At 34.5% G+C, this 21,699-nt stretch carries 17 protein-coding genes; 10 read left to right on the top strand and 7 right to left on the bottom strand.

Translation table 11 applies throughout. From position 1 onward, the window contains the following. The first annotated feature begins 162 nt into the window (after window positions 1-162). From IAE52_RS02980 to IAE52_RS02970, 3 genes are all read left to right on the top strand, one after another. The gene (locus IAE52_RS02980; protein WP_010905304.1) at window positions 163-1,596 is read left to right on the top strand and encodes an amino acid permease; all 1,434 of its coding nucleotides are present in this window, start codon (window positions 163-165) and stop codon (window positions 1,594-1,596) included. A 114-nt stretch (window positions 1,597-1,710) separates the two neighbouring features. After that, window positions 1,711-2,523: an NADPH-dependent FMN reductase gene (locus IAE52_RS02975; RefSeq protein WP_017864118.1), complete on the top strand. Its 813-nt coding sequence runs from the start codon at window positions 1,711-1,713 to the stop codon at window positions 2,521-2,523. After that, the gene (locus IAE52_RS02970; protein ID WP_109990648.1) at window positions 2,523-3,500 is read left to right on the top strand and encodes an FAD:protein FMN transferase; all 978 of its coding nucleotides are present in this window, start codon (window positions 2,523-2,525) and stop codon (window positions 3,498-3,500) included. The genes IAE52_RS02975 and IAE52_RS02970 overlap by 1 nt, the downstream gene beginning before the upstream one ends. A 95-nt stretch (window positions 3,501-3,595) precedes the next feature. Here IAE52_RS02970 and lysS read toward each other — a convergent pair whose 3' ends face one another. After that, on the bottom strand, window positions 3,596-5,080 hold the full coding sequence (lysS, locus tag IAE52_RS02965; protein WP_010905307.1) for a lysine--tRNA ligase: 1,485 nt from the start codon (window positions 5,078-5,080) through the stop codon (window positions 3,596-3,598). Between the two features lie 198 nt (window positions 5,081-5,278). Next, complete coding sequence (locus IAE52_RS02960; RefSeq protein WP_021722006.1) at window positions 5,279-6,097, bottom strand: LysR family transcriptional regulator; 819 nt, start codon at window positions 6,095-6,097, stop codon at window positions 5,279-5,281. A gap of 163 nt (window positions 6,098-6,260) precedes the next feature. Between IAE52_RS02960 and IAE52_RS02955 the strand changes: the two genes are divergently transcribed. Then, on the top strand, window positions 6,261-7,256 hold the full coding sequence (locus IAE52_RS02955; RefSeq protein WP_109991405.1) for a YeiH family protein: 996 nt from the start codon (window positions 6,261-6,263) through the stop codon (window positions 7,254-7,256). A 212-nt stretch (window positions 7,257-7,468) separates the two neighbouring features. Here IAE52_RS02955 and IAE52_RS02950 read toward each other — a convergent pair whose 3' ends face one another. Continuing rightward, the gene (locus tag IAE52_RS02950; RefSeq protein ID WP_003131609.1) at window positions 7,469-8,413 is read right to left on the bottom strand and encodes an L-lactate dehydrogenase; all 945 of its coding nucleotides are present in this window, start codon (window positions 8,411-8,413) and stop codon (window positions 7,469-7,471) included. Window positions 8,414-8,707: 294 nt separating this feature from the next. Further along, complete coding sequence (locus IAE52_RS02945; RefSeq protein ID WP_200136662.1) at window positions 8,708-9,529, bottom strand: LysR family transcriptional regulator; 822 nt, start codon at window positions 9,527-9,529, stop codon at window positions 8,708-8,710. Between the two features lie 153 nt (window positions 9,530-9,682). Here IAE52_RS02945 and IAE52_RS02940 point away from each other — a divergent pair, with 153 nt between their 5' ends. From IAE52_RS02940 to IAE52_RS02920, 5 genes are all read left to right on the top strand, one after another. Next, window positions 9,683-10,657, top strand: a complete 975-nt coding sequence (locus IAE52_RS02940) for a TDT family transporter (protein WP_003131606.1) — start codon at window positions 9,683-9,685, stop codon at window positions 10,655-10,657. A gap of 289 nt (window positions 10,658-10,946) precedes the next feature. Next, window positions 10,947-12,167, top strand: coding sequence for a tRNA uracil 4-sulfurtransferase ThiI (gene thiI / locus IAE52_RS02935; RefSeq protein WP_012897217.1), 1,221 nt, complete (start codon window positions 10,947-10,949; stop codon window positions 12,165-12,167). Between the two features lie 213 nt (window positions 12,168-12,380). Next, complete coding sequence (locus IAE52_RS02930; protein WP_003131604.1) at window positions 12,381-13,784, top strand: MFS transporter; 1,404 nt, start codon at window positions 12,381-12,383, stop codon at window positions 13,782-13,784. A gap of 160 nt (window positions 13,785-13,944) precedes the next feature. After that, on the top strand, window positions 13,945-14,550 hold the full coding sequence (locus IAE52_RS02925) for an FMN-dependent NADH-azoreductase (RefSeq protein WP_015425833.1): 606 nt from the start codon (window positions 13,945-13,947) through the stop codon (window positions 14,548-14,550). Between the two features lie 95 nt (window positions 14,551-14,645). Next, entirely contained in the window at window positions 14,646-15,080 is a 435-nt protein-coding gene (locus IAE52_RS02920; RefSeq protein WP_109990649.1) for an OsmC family protein, read from the top strand. Between the two features lie 35 nt (window positions 15,081-15,115). Here the strand turns inward: IAE52_RS02920 and IAE52_RS02915 are convergent, their stop codons facing one another. The 3 genes from IAE52_RS02915 to tyrS form a co-directional block, all read right to left on the bottom strand. Further along, window positions 15,116-17,158: a sodium:proton antiporter gene (locus IAE52_RS02915; RefSeq protein WP_200136661.1), complete on the bottom strand. Its 2,043-nt coding sequence runs from the start codon at window positions 17,156-17,158 to the stop codon at window positions 15,116-15,118. Between the two features lie 90 nt (window positions 17,159-17,248). Further along, window positions 17,249-17,719 carry a hypothetical protein gene (locus IAE52_RS02910; protein WP_010905310.1) on the bottom strand — a complete coding sequence of 157 codons (471 nt, stop codon included), beginning with the start codon at window positions 17,717-17,719 and terminating at the stop codon, window positions 17,249-17,251. 122 nt (window positions 17,720-17,841) lie between these two features. After that, window positions 17,842-19,101: a tyrosine--tRNA ligase gene (gene tyrS, locus IAE52_RS02905; RefSeq protein WP_033900464.1), complete on the bottom strand. Its 1,260-nt coding sequence runs from the start codon at window positions 19,099-19,101 to the stop codon at window positions 17,842-17,844. 144 nt (window positions 19,102-19,245) lie between these two features. Between tyrS and IAE52_RS02900 the strand changes: the two genes are divergently transcribed. Next, complete coding sequence (locus IAE52_RS02900) at window positions 19,246-21,651, top strand: transglycosylase domain-containing protein (RefSeq protein WP_033900466.1); 2,406 nt, start codon at window positions 19,246-19,248, stop codon at window positions 21,649-21,651. Window positions 21,652-21,699 lie beyond the last annotated feature (48 nt).

Here is a 21,699-nt window from a genome sequence, read left to right as displayed (position 1 = left end):
AGATAAGAGTTGTGTCATACAGTAGGTATAGATACAGCTTTAGAGTACGCTCAAGTATCTATGCCGGTGATTCTCAAGAGACCGGTTGTAAAGACAACTGGTCTTTTTATTTGTTCGTGCTCTGGTTTGTAGAAAAAAACAAGAGATTAGAAAGCAAAGATTATGGAAAATCAAAATCAGGTCAAGCGCAACCTTAAACAGCGCCACATCACCATGATTGCATTGGGTGGTACAATTGGAACAGGTTTATTTTTAACCTCAGGAGCAACAATTAGTCAAGCAGGTCCCTGGGGCGCAGTTCTTGCTTATTGTTTTATTGGTATTATGGTTTACTTCGTAATGACTTCCTTAGGTGAGATGGCGACATATTTGCCTACCTCAGGTTCATTCTCCGATTATGGCGGTCGTTATGTTGATCCTGCTTTTGGCTTTGCATTAGGGTGGAACTATTGGCTCAATGGAGCGATTACCATTGCCGTGGATTTAACGACAGCAGGATTGATTACGCAGTTTTGGTTCCCGCACCTTCCGTCTTGGATATTTTCAGGAATTGCGACGGTCTTAATTTTTATTATTAATGTTATGGCGGTTGGAGCATTCGGGGAAACAGAATATTGGTTATCAACGATTAAAGTGATTACGATTGTCCTCTTTTTAGCTATTGGTTTACTTACCATTTTTGGAGTTTTGGGACAAGGAAATGTTGATGTCGTTGCCAATTTAAGTGCTGGCAATCATGGCTTTGTTGGTGGAATTTCAGGATTTGTTGGAGTTTTACTTATTGCCGGATTCTCTTTTCAAGGAACTGAGCTTTTAGGGATTACCGCAGGTGAATCTGAAGACCCAGGTAAGTCAATTCCTAAAGCAATGAACTCTATTTTCTGGCGTATCTTACTCTTTTACATCTTTTCAATCATTGTGATTGCTGCAATTATCAATTTTAAAGACCCTCGCTTGTTAAATCCAAATTCGACAGCTGTCATGAGTCCATTTACTATTGTCTTTAAAAATATTGGCTTTGCAGTTGCAGCTTCAGTTATGAATGCGGTCATTCTTACTTCGGTAATTTCATCAGCAAATTCAGTAATGTATGCTTCAACACGTATTCTTTATTCATTGGGACAAGAAAAAGGCGCACCAAAATTCTTTGGACGAACAGCAAAAAATGGAATTCCTTTTTATGCCCTATTAGCCACAACAATTATTTGTTTTATTGCTTTCTTAACTGGAATATTTGGAACGCAAATTTATCTTTTCTTGGTTGATTTATCATCACTAACAGGATTTCTTGCTTGGCTTGGAATTTCTATCAGTCATATCCGTTTTAGAAGAGCCTATATTGCTCAAGGGAAAAAATTGGAAGATCTTCCTTACAAAGCTAAATGGTTCCCATTTGGTCCAATTGTTGCGCTCTTGATGACTGCGGCAATTGCCATTAATCTTGACCCAGCCATGCTCTTTAGTGAGCACTGGGGTGAAGGCTTAGCTTTATACGCTGCAATTCCTATTTTCATTATTCTTTATTTTGGTTATAAATGGAAGTATAATACAAAAATTATTCCACTTGAAGAAGTAGATTTGAGTCGGGAAAAATAATATCTGAATCACAATTCGTATAGAGTTGTGGTTTTTTATTTATAATATAAAGAGAAGTAAGGACATTTTTTAAGAGTTACTTACCCAAAATTACCAAGTGAAAGAGGAAATGGGATGAAGTTTATCGCCATTGTTGGGACCAATGCTAGTTTTTCTTATAATCGAAAACTCCTTTGGTACATGAAAAAACATTTTACAAAAGAAGCACAAATTGAAATAGTAGAAATTACAGACCTGCCACTATTTTCTGAGGATATCAGAGAAATTCCTGAAGGGGTTCAGAAAATTGCAGAGGCAATAAGAGAAGCGGATGGTTTGATTTTTTCAACGCCTGAATATGATCATGCGATTACTGCTGCTTTGAAATCATTGATAGAATGGCTGTCATGGATAAAACCTCAGCCATTGAACAGTCTACCGGTTATGATTGTTGGGGTTTCTCTGGGAAATATGGGAACTGTTTTTGCCCAAGAAAACCTTCGACAAATTTTGAGTTCACCGGGTCTGGATGCTTTTGTTTTACCTTCCAATCAATTTCTTTTAGGACGAGCAGCTGAAGCATTTAATCAACAAGATGAATTGATCGATGAACGGACAATTAGCTGGTTGGAGCATTGTTTTAATAATTTTATGATTTACAGTAAAACATTAAAACCGATGAGACTTCCTTCGCTAAAAAAAGAGAATAATAAAGAAATAATTGAGAGTGAGGAAAGTAAAAACTCTACAGAAACCGATGAAGTTTGGTGGACTAAAGAAACGAATCAAGGATTGCCAGTTCTTTCCGATGCAGATACAGGAGCTTCTGAGTATGAAGAAGTGATTGAACCTGAAAATTCGGCCTATCTACAATTTTTGGAAGAGGGAGAAACTTGGGAGTTTGATGATATTGGAGAATTAAGAGGAAAATCGGAAGAAGAAGACTGATGAAAATTTTAGAAAAAAAGTCAACCTTGAAAATTTCCAAAACTTATCGAGCTTTAGGGACAGTCATTAGCTTAACAATTTATGGTCATCAAGACGAGGAATTATTAGATAAAACTTATCAATTAATCAAGTATTATGAGCAGCTTTTTACAGTAAATCGTGACCAATCAGAATTGATGGCTGTCAATCATAAAGCAGGAATAGAGCCTGTTCAAGTATCAGGAGTAGTTTATGGCTTAACAAAAATAGCGCTTGAAAAAAGCAAGGAAGCATTTGGTTTTAATGCAGCAATTGGTCCTCTCGTTAAACTTTGGCATATTGGCTTTTCAGACGCTAAATTGCCAACTCAAGCAGAAATAGATGAAAAGTTAAAAGTAATTAATCCAGATAGGATTATTCTAAGGGATGATGAATTTTCAATATTTTTGCCAGAAAAAGGGATGGAAATTGACTTAGGAGCGATAGCAAAAGGTTATATTGCCGACCGGATTAAAGATTTTTGGGATGCTTACGGTATCTCCTCCGGCATCATTAATCTAGGAGGAAATCTTCTATTGGTGGGAGAAGCTCCACATCAGACAGATAAAAAATGGCGCATAGGCATTAGAAATCCTTTAACTAATGATAAAAAACCTGTGCTACAGCTTTTGTCTGGTGAAGGTTCTGTTGTGACTTCGGGAATTTCTGAGCGTTACTTGAAAGTGAATGATAAGATTTACCATCATATTATTGACTCCAAAACAGGTTATCCACACCATAATCAGCTGGCCAGTGTTACTGTTTTATCCCAAAAATCAATTGATGGTGAAATTGAAACGACCCGATTATTTTTTGCTGACGGTCCAATTGAAAATTGGCTGACAGAAAATCCGGAAGTTTATGGCGCTATTTTTATTAGTAAAGATAAGAAAATAAAAGCCGTTGGAATTCCCCAAAGTCAGATTTATGTTGCTGATCAAAGTTTTGAATTTGAATAAGTTAAAATTTAAGTGTAGCTAATTTCTGTCAGTACTTTTGCCAATAAAAATTTACTGACAGAAATAAAAAAACCGCCAAAAGCGGTTTTTATTTTTTATTTCATAGTTGGGAAAAGCAAAACGTCACGGATTGAAGTTGTGCCAGTAAAAAGCATCACTAAGCGATCAATCCCGATACCGAGTCCACCTGTTGGTGGCATACCGTGTTCGAGTGCTTCAACATAATCATAATCGACACCAGTTGCTTCATCATCCCCAAGTTCTTTAGCTTTAGCTTGAGCTTCAAAACGTTCCAATTGGTCAATTGGGTCATTCAATTCGCTGAAAGCATTGGCGTATTCTTTACCGTTGATGAAAAGTTCAAAACGGTCAGTAAAACGTGGGTCTTTTTCATTCATTTTAGCAAGTGGTGAAATTTCTTTTGGATGACCAAAAACGAAAGTAGGTTGAATCAAAGTTTCTTCAACATATTTTTCAAAGAATTCGTTAATGATATGACCAACAGAAGTGAAATGTTTTTCAACATGAATATCATGTTCTTTAGCAAGAGCTGTTGCTTCTTCAAAAGTCATCTCAGGCCAGAAATCAACTCCAGCAACTTCCTTGATGGCATCAACCATGTGAACACGTTTGAATTTTCCACCAACATTAATTTCTTTACCATCGTATTCAAGAACATCTTGACCAACCACTGTTTTAGCAACATGTTGGAAGATTCCTTCTGTCAAATCCATGATATCTTCAAAATCAGCATAAGCTTCATAAGATTCCATTGTTGTGAATTCTGGATTATGAGTCATATCCATTCCTTCGTTACGGAAGACACGGCCAAGTTCATAAACTTTTTCCATTCCACCAACAATCAAACGTTTCAAGTGTAATTCAGTTGCAATACGAAGCGCCATATCAATATCAAGACTGTTATGATGTGTGTAGAATGGGCGAGCAGCAGCACCACCGGCTTCGTTGTTAAGTACTGGAGTTTCAACTTCAAGATATCCACGACCATCCATATAACGACGGATTTCACTGATAATTTTAGAACGAGTGACAAAACGATTGAAGCTTTCTTTATTTGAAATCAAATCCAAATAACGTTTACGATAACGTGTTTCAGTGTCAGTCAAACCATGGAATTTTTCAGGCAAAGGACGAAGCGCTTTTGAGAGGAAAGTCAATTTTTTTGCTTTAATTGACAATTCACCCATGTCAGTTTTCATGATTTCGCCTTCAACACCAAGGAAATCTCCGAGGTCAGCTTTTTTGAAAATTTCATAATTTTCTTCGCCGACTTCATCTTTACGAACATAAAGTTGAATTTGGCCTTCGCGGTCTTGAAGATGGGCGAAACCGACTTTACCTTTACCACGTTTAGTCATCAAACGACCAGCGACAATTCCTGAAAGTGCAAGTTCATGCAATTCTTCTTTCGTCTTTTCGTCATAAGCTTCGTGTAGTTCTTGTGAGTTGTGCGTACGTGTAAATTTATGTCCAAATGGGTCAATTCCCGCTTCGCGCAGGTTTTCCATTTTTTCACGGCGGACTTTCATTTGGTCATTAAGTTCTTCGATTTCAGCCAAAATAGTACTCCTTGTAATTTTTTATTCTCTCTATTTTAACATATTTTCAAAAAATTAACAGAAATTTTTTTGTCAGTAAACGCTTTAAGCATGGGCTTGAGAAGATTTTTTTACTGTCAGTAAAAAATGCTGATAAAATGACTGACAGAAATTTAGAAAATGATGAATGACCTTAAAGAATTTCTGTCAGTAAATTTTTTAAAACTCACTTAAATTTTTGATTTTTTTAATCACAGTTTTGAGCAATTTGTCTTGTTCAGACAAAAAAGAAAGACCATAAAAAATGCGTTGATAACGTTCGCCAAGACCTTGAAAAGCAATATTTTCATTAATAAATCGTTTTGAAATCAATGACAGGCCAATGCCAGCCTTAAGTTGACTGACAATCATATCATTGTTATTGACGCTGACCAAATTCTTTGGATTAAGATTATTTTCTTTAAGATAATTATGTGTATAATGAGCCACACCAGACCCTGCTTCGCGAATAAAAAAGATGTCACTTTCTGGATTGCCAGCAAGAACGAGTTCATCTTTAAAAAGTGGGAAAGTTTCGATGGTTTCATCCATCATCGGTTTTTCAATAATTCCAAAATGAATTTCATGATTACGAATTAAATCAAAAACCTCTTGAGAATCAAGCATCATTAATTCAATGTTAAGTTGTTCAAGTTCAGGAATTAAATTTTTAAAAATCAAAGGTAAAACAGTAGTTGCTGAACTATGGGAAGCAGCAATTTTAAAAGGTTTACGACTAGGTGTCTGATTTTTTAGGGAAAATTGTAATTCATTCCAATCATTGAGCGTTTTTAAAGCCTTAGGATAAAGAAGGTGGGCACTTTCTGTGGGAATTACTTCTTGGTGTTGCCCTCTTGAAAAAAGGTGAACTTTTAGTTCTTCCTCCAATTTTTTAATTCTAACAGTTGCGGTTGGCTGTGAAATAAAACATTGATTAGCAGCTCTGGTAAAGCTTTTGGTTTCAAACACAGCAATAAAAGTTTCGAGTAAAGCGAACATAAATCTTCCTTTAATTAATAAAAGTAATTTTAAAAATGATAATAATTTATTTTACAAAATAAAGGAGATCGTGTAAACTAATTGATGCTAGACAATTAAAAAAGGAAAAAGTAGAAAAATGTTAAAATTAAAAAATTATATTAAAAATGATAGACAGGCCATAATGAGTATTTTGCCAGGCTTTCTGCTCTCCTTTGCCATTGCTATAGTAAGTTATTTACTCAATCGTTTCATCTTCCATAGTTTAGGTTCAGCAACCATTGCAATATTATTAGGAATTATTTTAGGTAATTTGTACTTCAAACAAGTCACTTTGTTTGCAGGAACAGCTTGGTCAGAAAAAAAACTTCTGGAATTTTCAGTGATGTTTTTAGGGGCCACAGTCACTTTCCAAACCATTGGTAAGTTAGGATTCTCCGGAGTAGGATTTATACTAATACAAATGATTTCAACAATTATTTTTGTTTTGTTTATGGGTAAAAAACTAGGATTTTCTGCTAATGTTTCTGCCCTAATGGCTTCTGGGAATGCAGTTTGTGGTTCATCAGCAATTGCCGCAGTTGAACCAGTTATTGGAGCTGAAACCAGTGAGAAAAGAACATCGATTGCGATGGTCAATCTTATGGGAACTATTTTAATGCTAAGTCTTCCATTTTTAGGAACTTGGATGTTCGGTAATAATGATTTATTAAGGGGGGCACTGATTGGTGGAACAGAACAATCTGTTGGTCAAGTCGTTGCTTCAGCAACAATGGTAAATCCAAACACAACAACCTTAGCCACTCTATTTAAAATTATGCGAATTATCATGCTCGTTTTTGTTGTTTTATATTTTGGTTTCAGAAGTAAAAAACAAAAAAGAAATGAACAAGGACCTACTCAAATAAAAATTAAAAGAAATTCTTTTTTACCCTGGTATGTTCTTGGTTTCTTAGTGCTTTGTACTTTAGATACATTGATTCATTTTGTGCCGGAAGTTTCAGCTACCGCAAAATTTCTATCCGGTTGGTGTGAAACCATTGCCTTAGCTGCTATTGGTTTACGACTAAATTTGGTTGAATTTATAAAAGCAGGAAAAAAATTACTGATTTATGGTTTATCTATTTTAGTCTTTCAAGTAGTTCTTGCACTTATTTTAATAAGCCTTTTAATCAAATAATTAGATTTAAAACGATAATAAAGTCACTAAACTAGAGATTTAGTGACTTTTTTGTGCTAATTATTATCAGTTAAATTTTTGAACCTAGTAAAAAATTATTAATCAATCGGACTCATTAATGTTAAACCAGATTAATCCCCAAAGTGAAGCAATGACTAAAAAGAGTAGAGCAAGCATTTTATTTTCCTTTATGTTTGTAAGGTTTGGATAGATTACTTAATAGATTCTATTACCTCTTTAAGTTGACTGACAGATTTTTCAAATTGTTTCTTTTCATAAGCATCAATATTTAGTTCAATGATTTCTCTAACACCATTTTGATTTACAATAGATGGAACACCGGTAAAGACACCTTCTTGACCATATTCACCACGTAAATAGGCAGAAACTGGTAGAATTGCTTGTTCATTATTTAAGATGGCTTTGACAATTCTAGCTGTACTCATTCCAATGCCGTAATAAGTAGCCTGTTTTTTATCAATAATCTCATAGGCAGCATTTTTTACCTTATTTGACAAATTAGACAAATCTTCAACCCCTATTTTTTTATTTTTAACAATAAATTCAAGAATAGGTTTTCCACCTACCGTCGTGTGTGACCAAACTGCAACTTCAGAATCGCCATGTTCGCCAATAATATATCCATGAACGCTCCGTGGATCAATTTCTAGCTTTGTGGCCAACTCTTTTCTAAAACGAGTAGTATCCAAAGTTGTACCAGTTCCGACAATTCGAGATTGATCAAGACCAGAAGTTTCCCAAGCGACATAGGTAAGAATATCCACAGGATTTGAAGCAATTACAAAAATACCATCAAAACCTGAGTCCATAACCTGAGTCACGATTGAGCGCATAATTTTAGCATTTGTATTGACCAAATCTAAACGTGATTGACCTGGTTTTTGATTCACACCAGCCGTAACGACCACAATATCAGCATTTTTACAATCCTTGTAATCTCCAGCTCTCACAATAACATTTTCTTGCCCCCAAGAAACGCCATCTAATAAATCTAAGGCTTCACCCTCAGCTTTATCCTGATTAACATCTATCAAAACCAACTCATTAACAAGTCCTTGATTAATCATTGAATAAGCAATACTTGTTCCAACAAAACCTGTTCCTATAACAACTACTTTTCTGCTTGTAATTTTCATTTTTAGCTCCTTTTCAATTTATATATATTTTTTTATAAAGCCTATCTGTTAAAAAGCCAAAGATAACTAATCATAGTACATAAAATTAAAATGATAGAAATTACAAAACTAATGATGATAAAAGCCAATTCTATCTCCTCCTTCAACCCCTTTTTCTGATGTCTTTTATAAAATCTATAATTATTTTATCTCTATTTTTATAATGTGTAAAATGAATTTATTTTATCATTATTATTAATAAAAATAATAAAAAAACAAAAGCAGTTTGCTCATGTTTTTCTATTTTTATTAATTCTAATGAATTTCGATTTCTTTTTTTATTTTACTAATTAATTTTTGAATCATAGGGTCTTTTTCTTCATCAAAAGAAACTCCTAGAAACTCTCTATGATAATTACTCCCAAGTTCTTGATAAGGGATATCATCAGTTAAAAATGATTTAGAAATTAAAGAAGAACCTAAGCCTGCTTTGATATGGGAAATAATCATCTCATTGCTATTCATACGAACGATGTTTCTTTGAGCAGAAGGAGCGGATTTGAGATATCTTTTGATATAATATCCAATTCCTGAACCAGATTCTCTGGTAAAGAATGTTTCTGAATCCGTATTTCCAGCAAGTACTAATTCATCTAAAAATAAAGGAAATGTTTCGGTTTGATCGCTAATGAGTAATCGCTCAATGATTCCAAAATGTAAATCATGATTTGCAACTAATTCAAATACTTTTTCTGAGTCATACATATTAATTTCTACATCTAAATGTTCCAACTCGCCTTCAAATACTTTAAAGATTCTTGGCATAATACTTAGAGCAGCACTGTGTGAAACCCCAATTTTGAAAGGATGTTTTGCAAGGGATTTTTTTTGAACTTCAGCTTGGTCTTCCTCCCATTTTTTTAGATAGGCAATAGCTTTGGGATAGAATAATATGGCGGCTTCAGTCGGAATGATTTCTTGGTGTTTTCCTCTTAAAAATAATGTTGATTTTAATTCTTCTTCGAGTTTCTTAATTCTCACGGTTACAGTGGGTTGGGAAATAAATAAATATTTTCCAGCTAAGGTAAAACTTTTAGTTTCATAAACGACGATAAAGGTCTCAAATAATGAAAACATGTGATTTTCTCCTTAAAATACAAAATAACAAATTATTTTTTTTAATTTATATGATTATAATAATTTATTTTACAAATTAAATCAACTATTATATATTATTAATAGAATCAATTATTAAAGACGAATTAATAAAAAATATAGAAAGAGAAGTCTATGATGTATTCAAAATTCATATCATTTTTAAAACAAATTCCCCTCCCGATATGTGGCTTAATTTTGGGTTTAATATCCTTAGGGAATCTCCTTTACAGTAAAGGTTACCCTATTTTAGGAAATTCTTACGATATGTTAGGTTTATTCCTGATGTTTTTAATTTTGCTCAAGATAGTACTGGCAATGAAACATACAATTTCGACTTTGAATGACCCAATTGTAGCCTCTGTTTCACCAACTTTTACGATGTCTTTAATGGTACTAAGCGTATTTTTAAAACGTTTGTCCGGCTTTAGTCTTCTTGCGAATGTTACTTGGTGGACTGCTTTAATCTTGCATCTTATCTTAATGATGTATTTTATTTATCTTCATGTGCTACCAAAAGAATTAAAAATACATGATGTTTATCCAAGCTGGTTTATTACTTTTGTAGGCATTGGGGTAATATCGGCAACATCACCAGATTTCGGTCTTGAAGTGGGTAAAGTTGTGGTTTGGATAACATTACTCTTTTACTTTATTCTTCTTCCTATTGTTATGCATAGAGTTTTCATTTTACGAAAAATGCACAAATCTTTACTTCCTTTGATTACAATTATCACGGCACCGGGTTCACTTGGTTTAGTAGGATACCTCACTGTTGTAGAAGCAAAATCTAAAATATTCGTTATCTTTTTATTTATTTTATCGCAAGCTATCTATTTTATAACTTTAGGCTTGCTGACAAAACTTTTGAGAAGTGCCTTTTATCCTAGTTATGCTGCCTTTACATTTCCTCTCGTTATTTCTGCAACTGCGGTAAATTTAACAAGTAAACTCAGCGTTTTTCAGTTCCTGAATTTAGAATTATTAGCGAATATGGAAATCCTTATAGCAATTGCAATCGTTACTTATGTGCTCATCAGATACTGTATTTTTTTAGGATCAAAATTAGTTCAGATTATGTCTGAAAAATATTCTCCTGAAAGTATATAAAAATAAATCATTGATAAAAATTACCACTAGGTCAATAATCTAGTGGCTTTTTATTTTGCTTTAAAAATAGAGTATATCAAGCTCAATAGAGCCTTAAGAAATCCTTTATAAATGAGACAATAATTTTAAAAATGCCTATAAAAAAAGGGACACATTGTGTTATAATTAGAACGCTGCGTGCTTTTTTTCTTTAATTAAAGAAGTTTTGACTGGTTTTTTAACTTAAATTATTCAATTTTTTGAAGTATTTAATGATTAAAAGTATGCAAAAGAATATAGGAGAATAAAAATGACTGTATTATATGATGAAATCATGGTTCGTTATGGTGAACTTTCAACCAAAGGAAAAAATCGTGGTTACTTTATCAATCGTTTGGCAAAAAATATCCGCGAAGTCCTTGCAGATATGCCTGAATTAAAAATTACAGCAGTAAGAGATAGAGCACACATTGAACTTAATGGAGCAGATTATGCTGAAGTTTCAAATCGTTTAACAAAAGTTTTTGGAATCCAAAATTTTTCACCTTCAATCAAAGTCGAAAAATCAATGCCCATTATCAAAGAAGAAGTTGTGGCACTTTTTAAGGAGATTTATAGCGAAGGGCAGACTTTTAAAATTGCTACCAGACGAGCTGACCATAACTTTGAATTAGATTCAACAGAATTAAATATTGCTTTAGGAGATGTTGTTTTTGATAATTTCTCTTACGCAAAAGTACAAATGAAAAAGCCTGATATCACATTGCGCGTTGAAATCAGACAAGATGCGACTTATCTTAGTTTTGAAGATATAAAAGGTGCTGGAGGAATGCCAGTCGGAACGGCAGGACGTGGACATCTAATGCTCTCAGGTGGAATTGATTCGCCAGTTGCAGGTTATTTAGCGTTGAAACGCGGAGTTGAGATTGAGGCTGTTCACTTTGCTAGCCCTCCTTACACTTCACCAGGAGCTTTGAAGAAAGCCAAAGACTTAGCGGCTAAATTAACCGTTTTTGGAGGTTCAATTACCTTTATTGAAGTACCATTTACCGAGATTCAAGAAGAAATAAAAGCCAAGGCTCCACAAGCATATTTGATGACAATTACACGCCGTTTTATGATGCGCGTGGTTGATCGGGTTCGTGAAGAACGTGGTGGAAAAGTGATTATTAATGGAGAATCTTTGGGACAAGTTGCTAGCCAAACGCTTGGCTCAATGTCTGCCATTAATGAAGTAACTAATACTCCAGTTATTCGACCAGTAGTAACAATGGATAAAAATGAAATTATTGAAATAGCTGAAAAAATCGATACTTTTAATTTATCAATTCTACCATTTGAAGATTGTTGTACTGTCTTTGCACCACCTTCTCCAAAAACAAATCCAAAACTTGAAAATTGTATTCAATATGAAAAGAGAATGGATGTTGAGGGGATGGTTGACCGTGCGGTCAAAGGAATTATGCTCACAACAATTACTGGTGAAAACTGGGACCAAACTGAAGAAGAAGAATTTGCTGATTTCTTATAATAAAAAATGCTACTTATAATATTATGAGTAGCATTTTCATTTGATTAGGAAACTACGATTGATAGTCTAAACTTGACAAAGATTGGAAACAAGGATATAATTACCAACGTTATTTATAAACTTAGAAAAAATTAATTGAGTTCATCAGTATAACAAGACTTATTAGGAATTTTATTTAAAGAAGATGATACTCAATTTATAGGAAAGGATTTTATGTCAGACAGAATAAAGGCTTTAATTGCCTTAGGGATATTTACATTTATGTCAACATTGGATGGTTCAATTGTTAATATTGCTCTACCAACAATGTCAAAGGAGCTTCATGTCTCTACTTCTCAAATCACTTGGGTGGTGACAATCTATTTAATTGTAATTTCAGCGATTGTACTGATTTTTGGCCGTTTAGGCGATTTAATAGGTAAATCACGAATTGCCCGCATTGGTTGGGGAATTTTTATTTTAGGCTCTGCACTTGCTGGGTTAAATTTTGGTTGGGGCTTAGGTTTTCTTCTTTTTGCACGGGTGATTCAGGCTATTGGGGCGTCAATGTTTATGGCAACCGGTTTTGGAATTATTTCAGAAATTTTCCCACCTGAAAGTCGAGCAAGAGCACTTTCCATTTCAGCGATGTTTGTATCGGTTGGCTCAATCGCTGGACCTGCCCTTGGAGGACTGATTTTACAGGTCGCTTCATGGAATTATATTTTTTGGATAAATGTCCCTATCGGAATTTTAGCATGGATTTTTGGAAATCATGCTTTGCCAAAAGAAAAAACCAGTGGAAAATGGTCGGATATTGATTTTAAAGGTGGAACATTAATGACTTCTGTTATTGTTTTGCTTTTCTTAGCTCTTAATTTTGGGCAAGCTTTGGGTTGGACCAATCCATTAATTATTATTGGTGCATTGCTTGGCTTTATTCTCTTTGGAATATTTATTTTAACAGAGAAAAAGGTCGCTCAGCCTTTGCTTGATTTAGGAATTTTTAAATCAAAATTATTTTCAATGAGTATTATTATGGCTCTCTTTAATTTTACAGTAGCGATGTTCTCAAGTATTTTGTTACCATTCTACTTACAAGATTTTAGAAATTATGGGCCAGGCTTGGCAGGGATGATTATGATGGCTTATCCTGTTGCTATGCTGATTGCTAGCCCTTTAGCAGGTTCGGCAGCAGATAAAATGGATAAAGAAATTGTTACTTTTGTAGGGATTTCAGGGATTGTTTTGTCACAGCTCGGCTATTTACTGATAAATCCGCATTCTGCTCCATGGCTAGTTGTTGTTATTCTTTTGATTCAAGGAATGTCTATGGGGATTTTCCAAAGTCCGAACAATGCTTTGATTATGGAAACTGTTGACCGTAAGTATTTAGGAATTGCTGGGTCAGTTAATTCTCTTGCCCGTAATATGGCCTTTGTTTTAGGGACGTCTTTAGCAACATTGATTTTATTCACAGCGATGTCTAATCAGTTGGGTTATAAGGTAACAACTTATTTGCACAATCAACCAGATGTCTTTTTACACGGTTTCCACGTGGCCTTCTATTTTTCAACATTTCTTGTTTTAGTGACTTGGGTTCTTGGCTTATTCCGCTTGTTGGGACGTAAAAAGTAAAATAAAAACAATCTAAATGATTGTTTTTTTACTGACAGAATTTCTGTCAGTAAAATGTTTACATGTGTAAATTTTCACGTACTAAATATATTGATAATTTAGAAAAGTTTGCTATAATAATTTTTATAACACAAAAATAATTTCTATAAAGGAACAAAATATGTCTAAACTTCTTGTTGTAAAAGGTCACCCACTTACTGCTGATTATTCACTTTCACTCAAAGGTCTTGATGCTTTCGTCAAAGCCTATAAAGCTGCTCATCCAGAAGATGAAATTGAAGAACTAGATGTTTTCAGTGCTGATATTCCAACTTTGAATACTGAATTGGTCAGTGCAATGTTCGCAGGTGAAAATGCTGAACTTACAGCTTCACAAAAAGATAAATTGGCTCGTTTTGCTGGTTTTACAGAACAATTTTTGTCAGCTGATAAAGTAGTCATTGCTAATCCAATGTATAACTTGATGATTCCTGCTGAACTTAAATCTTGGGTTGATACAGTCAATGTTGCCGGTAAAACATTCAAATATACAGCCGAAGGTCCTGTTGGTTTAGCAAATGGCAAAAAAGTCTTGCACTTACAAGCTAATGGTGGAGTTTATGGAGCACAAGATCCAGCAACAATTTACATGTCAGCAATCTTCAATTTTATCGGTAGCGATTTTAGACAAATTGCCGTTGAAGGACATGCTTATGATCCAGAAAAAACAGAAGAACTTCTTGCTGAATTCATTAATAAAGTAGAGTTAGAAGCTCAAACATTCTAAAGAAAAGTCTGTCATTGAACAGACTTTTTATTGAATTTACTGACAGAAAATAGGAGAGTCATATGTTTTCTGTCAGTAAATTGAAAGGATAAAAAATGGTAAAACATCTTTTTAATTCACGTATTGATTGGTTAGGGGGAAGGAATTCCATCGGTGACTTACAGGCTGGGGCACTGAATGAAAAAATTTCAATTCCTAAAACTATGGATGGTCCAGGAGTCGGAACAAATCCTGATGAAATGCTACTCGGAGCAGCCAGTACCTGTTATTCGATTACATTAGCTGCCATGCTTGAGCGAAATGATATTCTCCTGGAACATCTGAAAGTAGATGCTAAAGGAATAGTTGATGTGACAAAAGGAACCTTTACTTATGAAAAAATAACTTATCATGTCGCTATGAAATTGACAAAAGAGTCAGATGAAGTTAAAGCAATTAAACTTGCCAAACGGGCAGAAAGTTCTTGCATGATTTCAAGAGCGATTCAAGGAAATATTGAGTTAGAAACGATTATTAGAATTGAAAAATAAAAAGTTACTGACAGGTCTGTCAGTAACTTTTTATTTTAATTTTTATTTTTCCGACGTTCTAAGAAGTCAAAAAGTAATGTATGATGATTACTTGCAAGTGAATAATCTTCAAGAATATTAACATTAAGACGCATATCTTTGGCTTCTCGTGCAGTAATTGCTCCAGAAAGTTCATGTTCAAAAATGACTTTACGTTCCAAATAATAGGCCCGCATCATTTCGGTAATGTTGTTAGGCTGAGCCTTATTCATCATCCGTGAAATATGACCACCAGTTGCGACGATTTCAGATGTTCTTAAACGTTCTGATTGCAAGAAATTCAATAGTTGCTCATCAAAGACACCATTTAAATTATCAAGAGCTTGCAAGATAAGTTCGGTATTATTGAAATAAAGTTCAGTAATTTCATCTCGTGTTGTTTCCATTGCCGCCTTTGTTTTCTTGAAATAAAAGTCAACATGTAAGACACGAGAGGTAAGTAAATGAAAAGCACGCAAGGCAATAACATAAACAAATTGGATACTGGAAACCAGTGAATGGACAATACTTGTTTCTAATGAGCGAATATATCGTTGATAAGTTCGGTAAGTATACATTGAAATTTTATTTTCACGCAAGGCAACTTCAAGACCTTCAGATTCAATTCGGATAATCAAAAGTTGCAAATCATTGTAATCAATCGCCATATCTGTTGACTCTTGTTCAATAATTAATTGTTGAATTCGTTCCTGATAAGCATCAATAGCGATATCATAACCCTGAGGGTTTTTAGCCGATTTCATATCCTGATGTAATTCATCAACTACCTCAGATAAAATCGCAATTTTAGAGATATTATTAACTTTAGAAACTTTTTTAACCGCAAAGAAAGGAAGAATGAACATTCCAACTAAGAAACTTAAGCCAGTTACCGCAGCGGCTAGAAAGACGAGAACGGGTTGAATATCTACAGTTCGTGGAACCAAAAGAATCGTTGCGATACTTACTGTTCCTTTAGAACCAGCAAAAGTGAGGAGAAATACATCATTCCAATAAGCAGAAAACGGTTGTTTTTGTTTAAGGGAGCGAAGCCAATAATAAAAAGCAATGACAATAAATCTGAGTGCAAATAATCCAGCAGTCAAGGCAAGAGCAAGAACAATTAAAAGTGCTGATGAATAAACAGGATCAACTAAAAGTGGAACTACAAGTTGATAAAGTTCAATTCCTAAGAAAAGAAAGACAAAGGAATTTAAAATAAATGTTAAAGTATCCCAAATTGTACTCTTGAGTTTTTCAACTTGAGCATCAAATAAAGTAGTTCTCTTAAGACCGTTTGCTGACATGACTCCAGCAACAACTGCAGCAATGATTCCAGAAACATGTAATTCTTCGGAAATGAGAAAGGCAGCAAGAGGAACAACCAGCTCTAAAAGAAGATAACCAGAAACATCCCGTGCGTCAACATCTTCCAGAAGTCTTAAGACAAGTCCTTTGATGTAAATTAAAGTAAAACCAATAGCAGCTCCACCAAGTGCTGAAATAACTAATTTCATTGTTGCATCTGGGAAAGAGAAATAACCAGTAACTAAAGCAACTAAAGCAATCTGAAAAGAAATAATTCCGGAAGCATCATTGAGCAAACCTTCACCTTGCAAAACACTCATAACCCGACGAGGGAAAGAGAAATTCTTTGATAAAGCTCCAACAGCTACAGCATCAGTAGGAGCGAGACTTGCTCCTAAGGCAAAGCAAGCAGCTAAAGGTAATCCCATGTAAATCCAATTAGAAATCAAACCCAATCCAAGGGTTGTAATGAAGACAAGAGGGAAAATTAAAACTAAAATAATTTTACTATGTTTTAAAATGTGTTTGACATCAGCTTCTTCGCTTTCTCTAAAAAGAAGAGGAGCAATAATAAATCCTAAGAAAAATTCAGGTGCGACATGTAAAACCTCGTCAGCACCAAAAAAGCCCAAAATAAGTCCTAAAACCACTTGAATAAGAGGGAGGGCAAGTTTTGGGAAAACTTTGTTAAGGACATTTGAAAAAACTAATACCAAAAGGAAAACAATGACATAAAAAATAATATGGAGCATAGAGTCCTTTCTGTGTAATTGACTAATGAGCGCTAAAAAGTACAAAGTAGAGCTATCAAAGCTAGCTCTACCGTACCTAATCTACATAATTTATTTCAAACGATTAATTGCTTTTTTCTTCAAAGCAATTTTTTCATTGATTTTTGAGCAGTCTTTTTTACCTAAAAGCGCTTTACAACGTTTGAGTTCCAAATCAGTGAGTTGACGTTTTACACGTTCTTTACGAGCAGCATCAAACTCACCATTTTTAATTAATTCAAGTTTTTGTTCAAGAATTAATTTTTTATTTTTAACTGCATCAATATAATATTTAAGCTCAGAAATATCATCGGCACTTGCATTTTTAGCCAACAAATCCCCTAATTTTTCATCAAGGGTAACGAGCTTATCAGTAAGTAGTTCAAGTTTAGCGTTGAGCTTTTCTTCTTTTTCTTCATCCGAAAGGGCCATGAAAGCTTCAAATTTCTTACTATCATCAAGTTTTTCAGATTCTTCAGGACGTTTATTGATGTACATCTCACGCAATTTATTTAACTTATCTTCAAATTTTTTATCTATCATTTTGATCACCTAAAAACATATTCAGTACAGTTATTATAACATATTGTGGCCTAAAAGAAAGAGCAATGCTCAAATTTTTTAATAAAAAAATCTGTCCCATTTAGAACAGAATTTTTGTTTTATTAATAAGTCAAAACGAAGTTTTTCTTTTTCCCACGACGAATGACAGTTAAACGATTTTCAATTTTATCTGAATCTGTAATAACATAATCAAGTGCTTGAACACGTTCACCATTGATATAAATCGCACCATTTGTAATATCTTCACGAGCTTGTCTTTTTGAAGGAGCTATTCCAGCAGAGATTAAAAGTTCAACTAAAGTTAAATCTTCATCATCAGTAACTTGATGTTGTGGAGCTGCTTTAAGACCAGTTAAGATTGATTTAGCATCTAATTGACGCAAATCTCCGCCGCCAAATAAGATTTCTGATGTTTTAACTGCTTGTTCATAAGCTACTTTTCCGTGAACTAAGCTGACAACTTCACGAGCCAAAACTTTTTGGGCCAAACGCTCATGACGAGCTGCTTCAAATTGTTCTTCAATTTCAGCAATCTCTTCTAATGAAAGGAAGGTGAAAATTTTCAACATTTTTACAGCATCTGCATCATCAACATTAAGCCAAAATTGGTACATTTCATAAGGAGATGTTTTATCAGCATCAAGCCAAATTGCATTTCCTTCTGATTTACCGAATTTTTTACCAGTTGAATCTGTAATTAATGGAATAGTAATAACATGACCTTGCTTGTTCGCTTTACGACGTAAAAGCTCTGTTCCAGCAGTCATATTTCCCCATTGATCAGAACCACCAAGTTGTAAAGTAACATTGTGCAATTGGTTCAATTCGTAGAAATCATAACCTTGCATAATTTGGTAAGCAAATTCTGTATAAGAAATTCCACTTTCCATCCGTGATTTTACAGAGTCTTTAGAAATCATGTAGTTAACGGTGAAATGTTTACCCACATCTCTGAGGAAATCAATAAAAGTCAGATTTTCAAACCAGTTGTAGTTATTGGTCATTTCTGCCTTATTTTCACCATTTTCAAAATCCAAGAAACGCTCAAGCTGACTACGGATTTTTCCAGACCATTTTGTTACAGTGTCTTTTGTTTGAAGTGAACGTTCTGAATCTTTGAAAGAAGGATCACCAATCAAACCAGTTGCACCACCAACAAGCGCATAAGGTTTATGTCCAGCCATTTGTAGACGTTTCATTGTCAAAATTAGTACAAGATTACCTAAATGAAGGGAATCAGCGGTAGGGTCATATCCTACATAATAGGAAACCATGTCCTCCGTCAGCGCTTTAGAAAGCGCAGCTTCGTCCGTTGTTTGGAAAACCAAACCACGTGCTTTAAGTTCGTCAAAAATGTTCATAAAAAAATCCTTTCTATAATGATTGAGCTGTCCACTTTGGATAAAAAGTAAAAAAATTAACAGCACTGTTTTACATTATAACAAATTAATAAAAAAAATTCTGAAAGTGGCGAAAAATTATTTTAAATTTGATATAATAAAGGCATGAAAAAATCCTCAATTGACTCGCAAGAAGAAGCACGTGCGCGTTTAAAAGAAAAAATGGAAAATAAGCGGCGGAAACAAAGTAAGTCTCTGTCCAAAAATCCTAAAGATAATGATGAAAAATCGGGTTGGTCAATCACTTTTAAGGTGGTCCGCGGACTAATTGTAATTTTTGGAATAATTTTTGCTTTAGTGGGTGTCTTTGGTGCGGCGACAGGTGTAGGCTATTTTGCTCGATTGGTTGAGCAAACGAAGACACCAAATAAAACGGAAATGCTTGCAAAAATTAATGATATTCATGGCGTTTCTGTCATTAATTATAGTAATGGTCAAGCAATTTCGGATATCTCTAGTGATTTGGTGCGTGTTACTGTCAAAAGTGACGAGATTTCTCCTAATGTTAAAAATGCTTTAATTGCAACAGAAGATGATAGCTTTAAAACGAATAAGGGCGTGGTTCCTAAGGCAGTTGTTCGTGGAATTCTTGGTTCAGTAGGTGGTGGCACAAGTTCTGGTGGTTCAACCCTTACCCAACAGTTAATTAAACAACAAGTTTTAGGAGATAGTGTTACCTTCCAACGTAAAGCTAGTGAAATTGTCTATGCTCTTAAACTTAATAGCTACTTGAGTAAAGACCAAATTTTGACTGATTATTTAAATGTCTCACCTTTTGGGCGAAACAATAAAGGACAAAATATTGCAGGGATTCAAGAAGCTGCTCTTGGTATATTTGGAAAATCTGCTAAGGATTTAACAATACCTGAGGCTGCTTTTATTGCTGGGTTGCCACAAAGCCCTATCGTCTATTCTCCTTATGCGGCTGATGGTTCTCTAAAGTCAAAAGAAAACATGAGTTATGGTCTTGAACGTCAAAAAGAAGTCTTGTTTTATCTTTATCGTGGGGGCTATATTTCAGAAGCTGATTACAAGAAATACAAAGCTTATGATATTTCAACAGAATTTTTACAACCAGGAGTAGCTCAATCACAAGAACATGGTTATTTATATAATGTTGTTTATAATGAAGCAATTACTGATATCTATAATTATTTGATTAAGCGAGATAAAGTTTCGGCAACTGATTTAGGAAATGATAGTACTAAACAACGTTATCGAGAATTAGCTGAACAGTCATTGCAAAACGGTGGTTATACAGTAACTACAACTATAAATCAACAAGTATATGATGCAATGCAAAATGCCGTAACTAATTACAGTGGTTTGATGCAAGACGGTACGGGTCTTATTCAAACTGGTAATGTCTTAATGGATAATAAAACAGGGGCTGTTTATGGCTTTATTGGTGGATTAGACTTCTCACAAAGCCAAGTAAACCATGCCTTTGATACTAAACGTTCACCTGGTTCTTCAATCAAACCAATACTAGCTTATGGACCGGCAATTGACATGGGCTTGATGGGTTCTGCAAGTGTTCTATCTAACTATCCCGCAAAATATTCGAGTGGGCAAGACATCGAACACGTCGGCAATAAGGGAACGGAGATGATGCCATTTTCAGAAGCCTTGAATGTTTCTTATAATATTCCTGCTTATTGGACCTACCAAACGATTTTGAATAAAGGAAAATCTGTTGAACCTTACATGACGAAGATGGGATATGATGTTGCAGATTATTCTGTAGAGTCACTTCCTCTTGGAGGAGGAATTGATCCAACGGTGGTTCAACATACGAATGGTTATCAAACTTTAGCCAATGGTGGAAAATATGAACCATGGTATATTGTTGATAGTATCAAAGATGATACAGGAAATGTAATTTATCAACATCAAACTACTGGGGGGACTCAAGTATATTCTGAAGCAACATCTACCATTATGGAATATATGCTTCAAGATGCTATCAAATCTCAAAAAACAAGTAAGTTTTATGGTGAGCTACAAAGCCTTAATTCTTCTCTTGCAACTAATGTTCAATGGGCTGGTAAAACAGGAACAACTGATAATTATACAGACGTTTGGATGATGCTTTCGACACCTTCAGTGACACTTGGTAGTTGGGCTGGTCACGATGACAATTCTGCAATGTCTCAGAATTCAGGTTTTATTAATAACGCAAAATTTACAGCTAATTTGGTGAATGCAATTAATGCTGCCGATCCAAATATTTTCGGACCTGGTCAAAAATTTACTGACCCTAATAGTGATCCAAATGTGACTAAGAGTAAAGTATTAGTTTCTACGGGTGAAAAACCAGGAAAAGTTAATGTTAAATTATCAAATGGTAAGACACAAGAGGTTAATCTCGGTGGAGACACTACGACAAGCTTCTGGGCTACAAAGTCTGGTGCCCCTACAACCACATATGATTTTTCTATTGGTGGTTCGGCAAGTGATATAGCTGCTGGTTGGAAAAAGATATTGCCTAATTATAACTTTGGTCAATAAAATACAAAAAATCACTAGGATAGGTTTCCTAGTGATTTTTTCTTTTGT

This window comes from Lactococcus sp. S47 (assembly GCF_016517475.1).
Lineage (GTDB): Bacteria > Bacillota > Bacilli > Lactobacillales > Streptococcaceae > Lactococcus > Lactococcus lactis.
The sequence above is the reverse complement of the archived record's forward strand: the minus strand, read 5'-3'. Positions and strand labels throughout refer to the sequence as shown.

Coding starts and splice junctions, on each gene's coding strand:
- tyrS (WP_033900464.1), bottom strand. CDS start 19,101: ATGAACATTTTTGACGAACTTAAAGCACGTGGTTTGGTTTTCCAAACA.
- IAE52_RS02970 (WP_109990648.1), top strand. CDS start 2,523: ATGAAAATTTTAGAAAAAAAGTCAACCTTGAAAATTTCCAAAACTTAT.
- IAE52_RS02915 (WP_200136661.1), bottom strand. CDS start 17,158: ATGCTCCATATTATTTTTTATGTCATTGTTTTCCTTTTGGTATTAGTT.
- IAE52_RS02940 (WP_003131606.1), top strand. CDS start 9,683: ATGATGTATTCAAAATTCATATCATTTTTAAAACAAATTCCCCTCCCG.
- IAE52_RS02955 (WP_109991405.1), top strand. CDS start 6,261: ATGAGTATTTTGCCAGGCTTTCTGCTCTCCTTTGCCATTGCTATAGTA.
- IAE52_RS02920 (WP_109990649.1), top strand. CDS start 14,646: ATGGTAAAACATCTTTTTAATTCACGTATTGATTGGTTAGGGGGAAGG.
- IAE52_RS02910 (WP_010905310.1), bottom strand. CDS start 17,719: ATGATAGATAAAAAATTTGAAGATAAGTTAAATAAATTGCGTGAGATG.
- IAE52_RS02950 (WP_003131609.1), bottom strand. CDS start 8,413: ATGAAAATTACAAGCAGAAAAGTAGTTGTTATAGGAACAGGTTTTGTT.
- IAE52_RS02900 (WP_033900466.1), top strand. CDS start 19,246: ATGAAAAAATCCTCAATTGACTCGCAAGAAGAAGCACGTGCGCGTTTA.
- IAE52_RS02930 (WP_003131604.1), top strand. CDS start 12,381: ATGTCAGACAGAATAAAGGCTTTAATTGCCTTAGGGATATTTACATTT.
- IAE52_RS02975 (WP_017864118.1), top strand. CDS start 1,711: ATGAAGTTTATCGCCATTGTTGGGACCAATGCTAGTTTTTCTTATAAT.
- IAE52_RS02980 (WP_010905304.1), top strand. CDS start 163: ATGGAAAATCAAAATCAGGTCAAGCGCAACCTTAAACAGCGCCACATC.
- IAE52_RS02945 (WP_200136662.1), bottom strand. CDS start 9,529: ATGTTTTCATTATTTGAGACCTTTATCGTCGTTTATGAAACTAAAAGT.
- IAE52_RS02960 (WP_021722006.1), bottom strand. CDS start 6,097: ATGTTCGCTTTACTCGAAACTTTTATTGCTGTGTTTGAAACCAAAAGC.
- IAE52_RS02925 (WP_015425833.1), top strand. CDS start 13,945: ATGTCTAAACTTCTTGTTGTAAAAGGTCACCCACTTACTGCTGATTAT.
- thiI (WP_012897217.1), top strand. CDS start 10,947: ATGACTGTATTATATGATGAAATCATGGTTCGTTATGGTGAACTTTCA.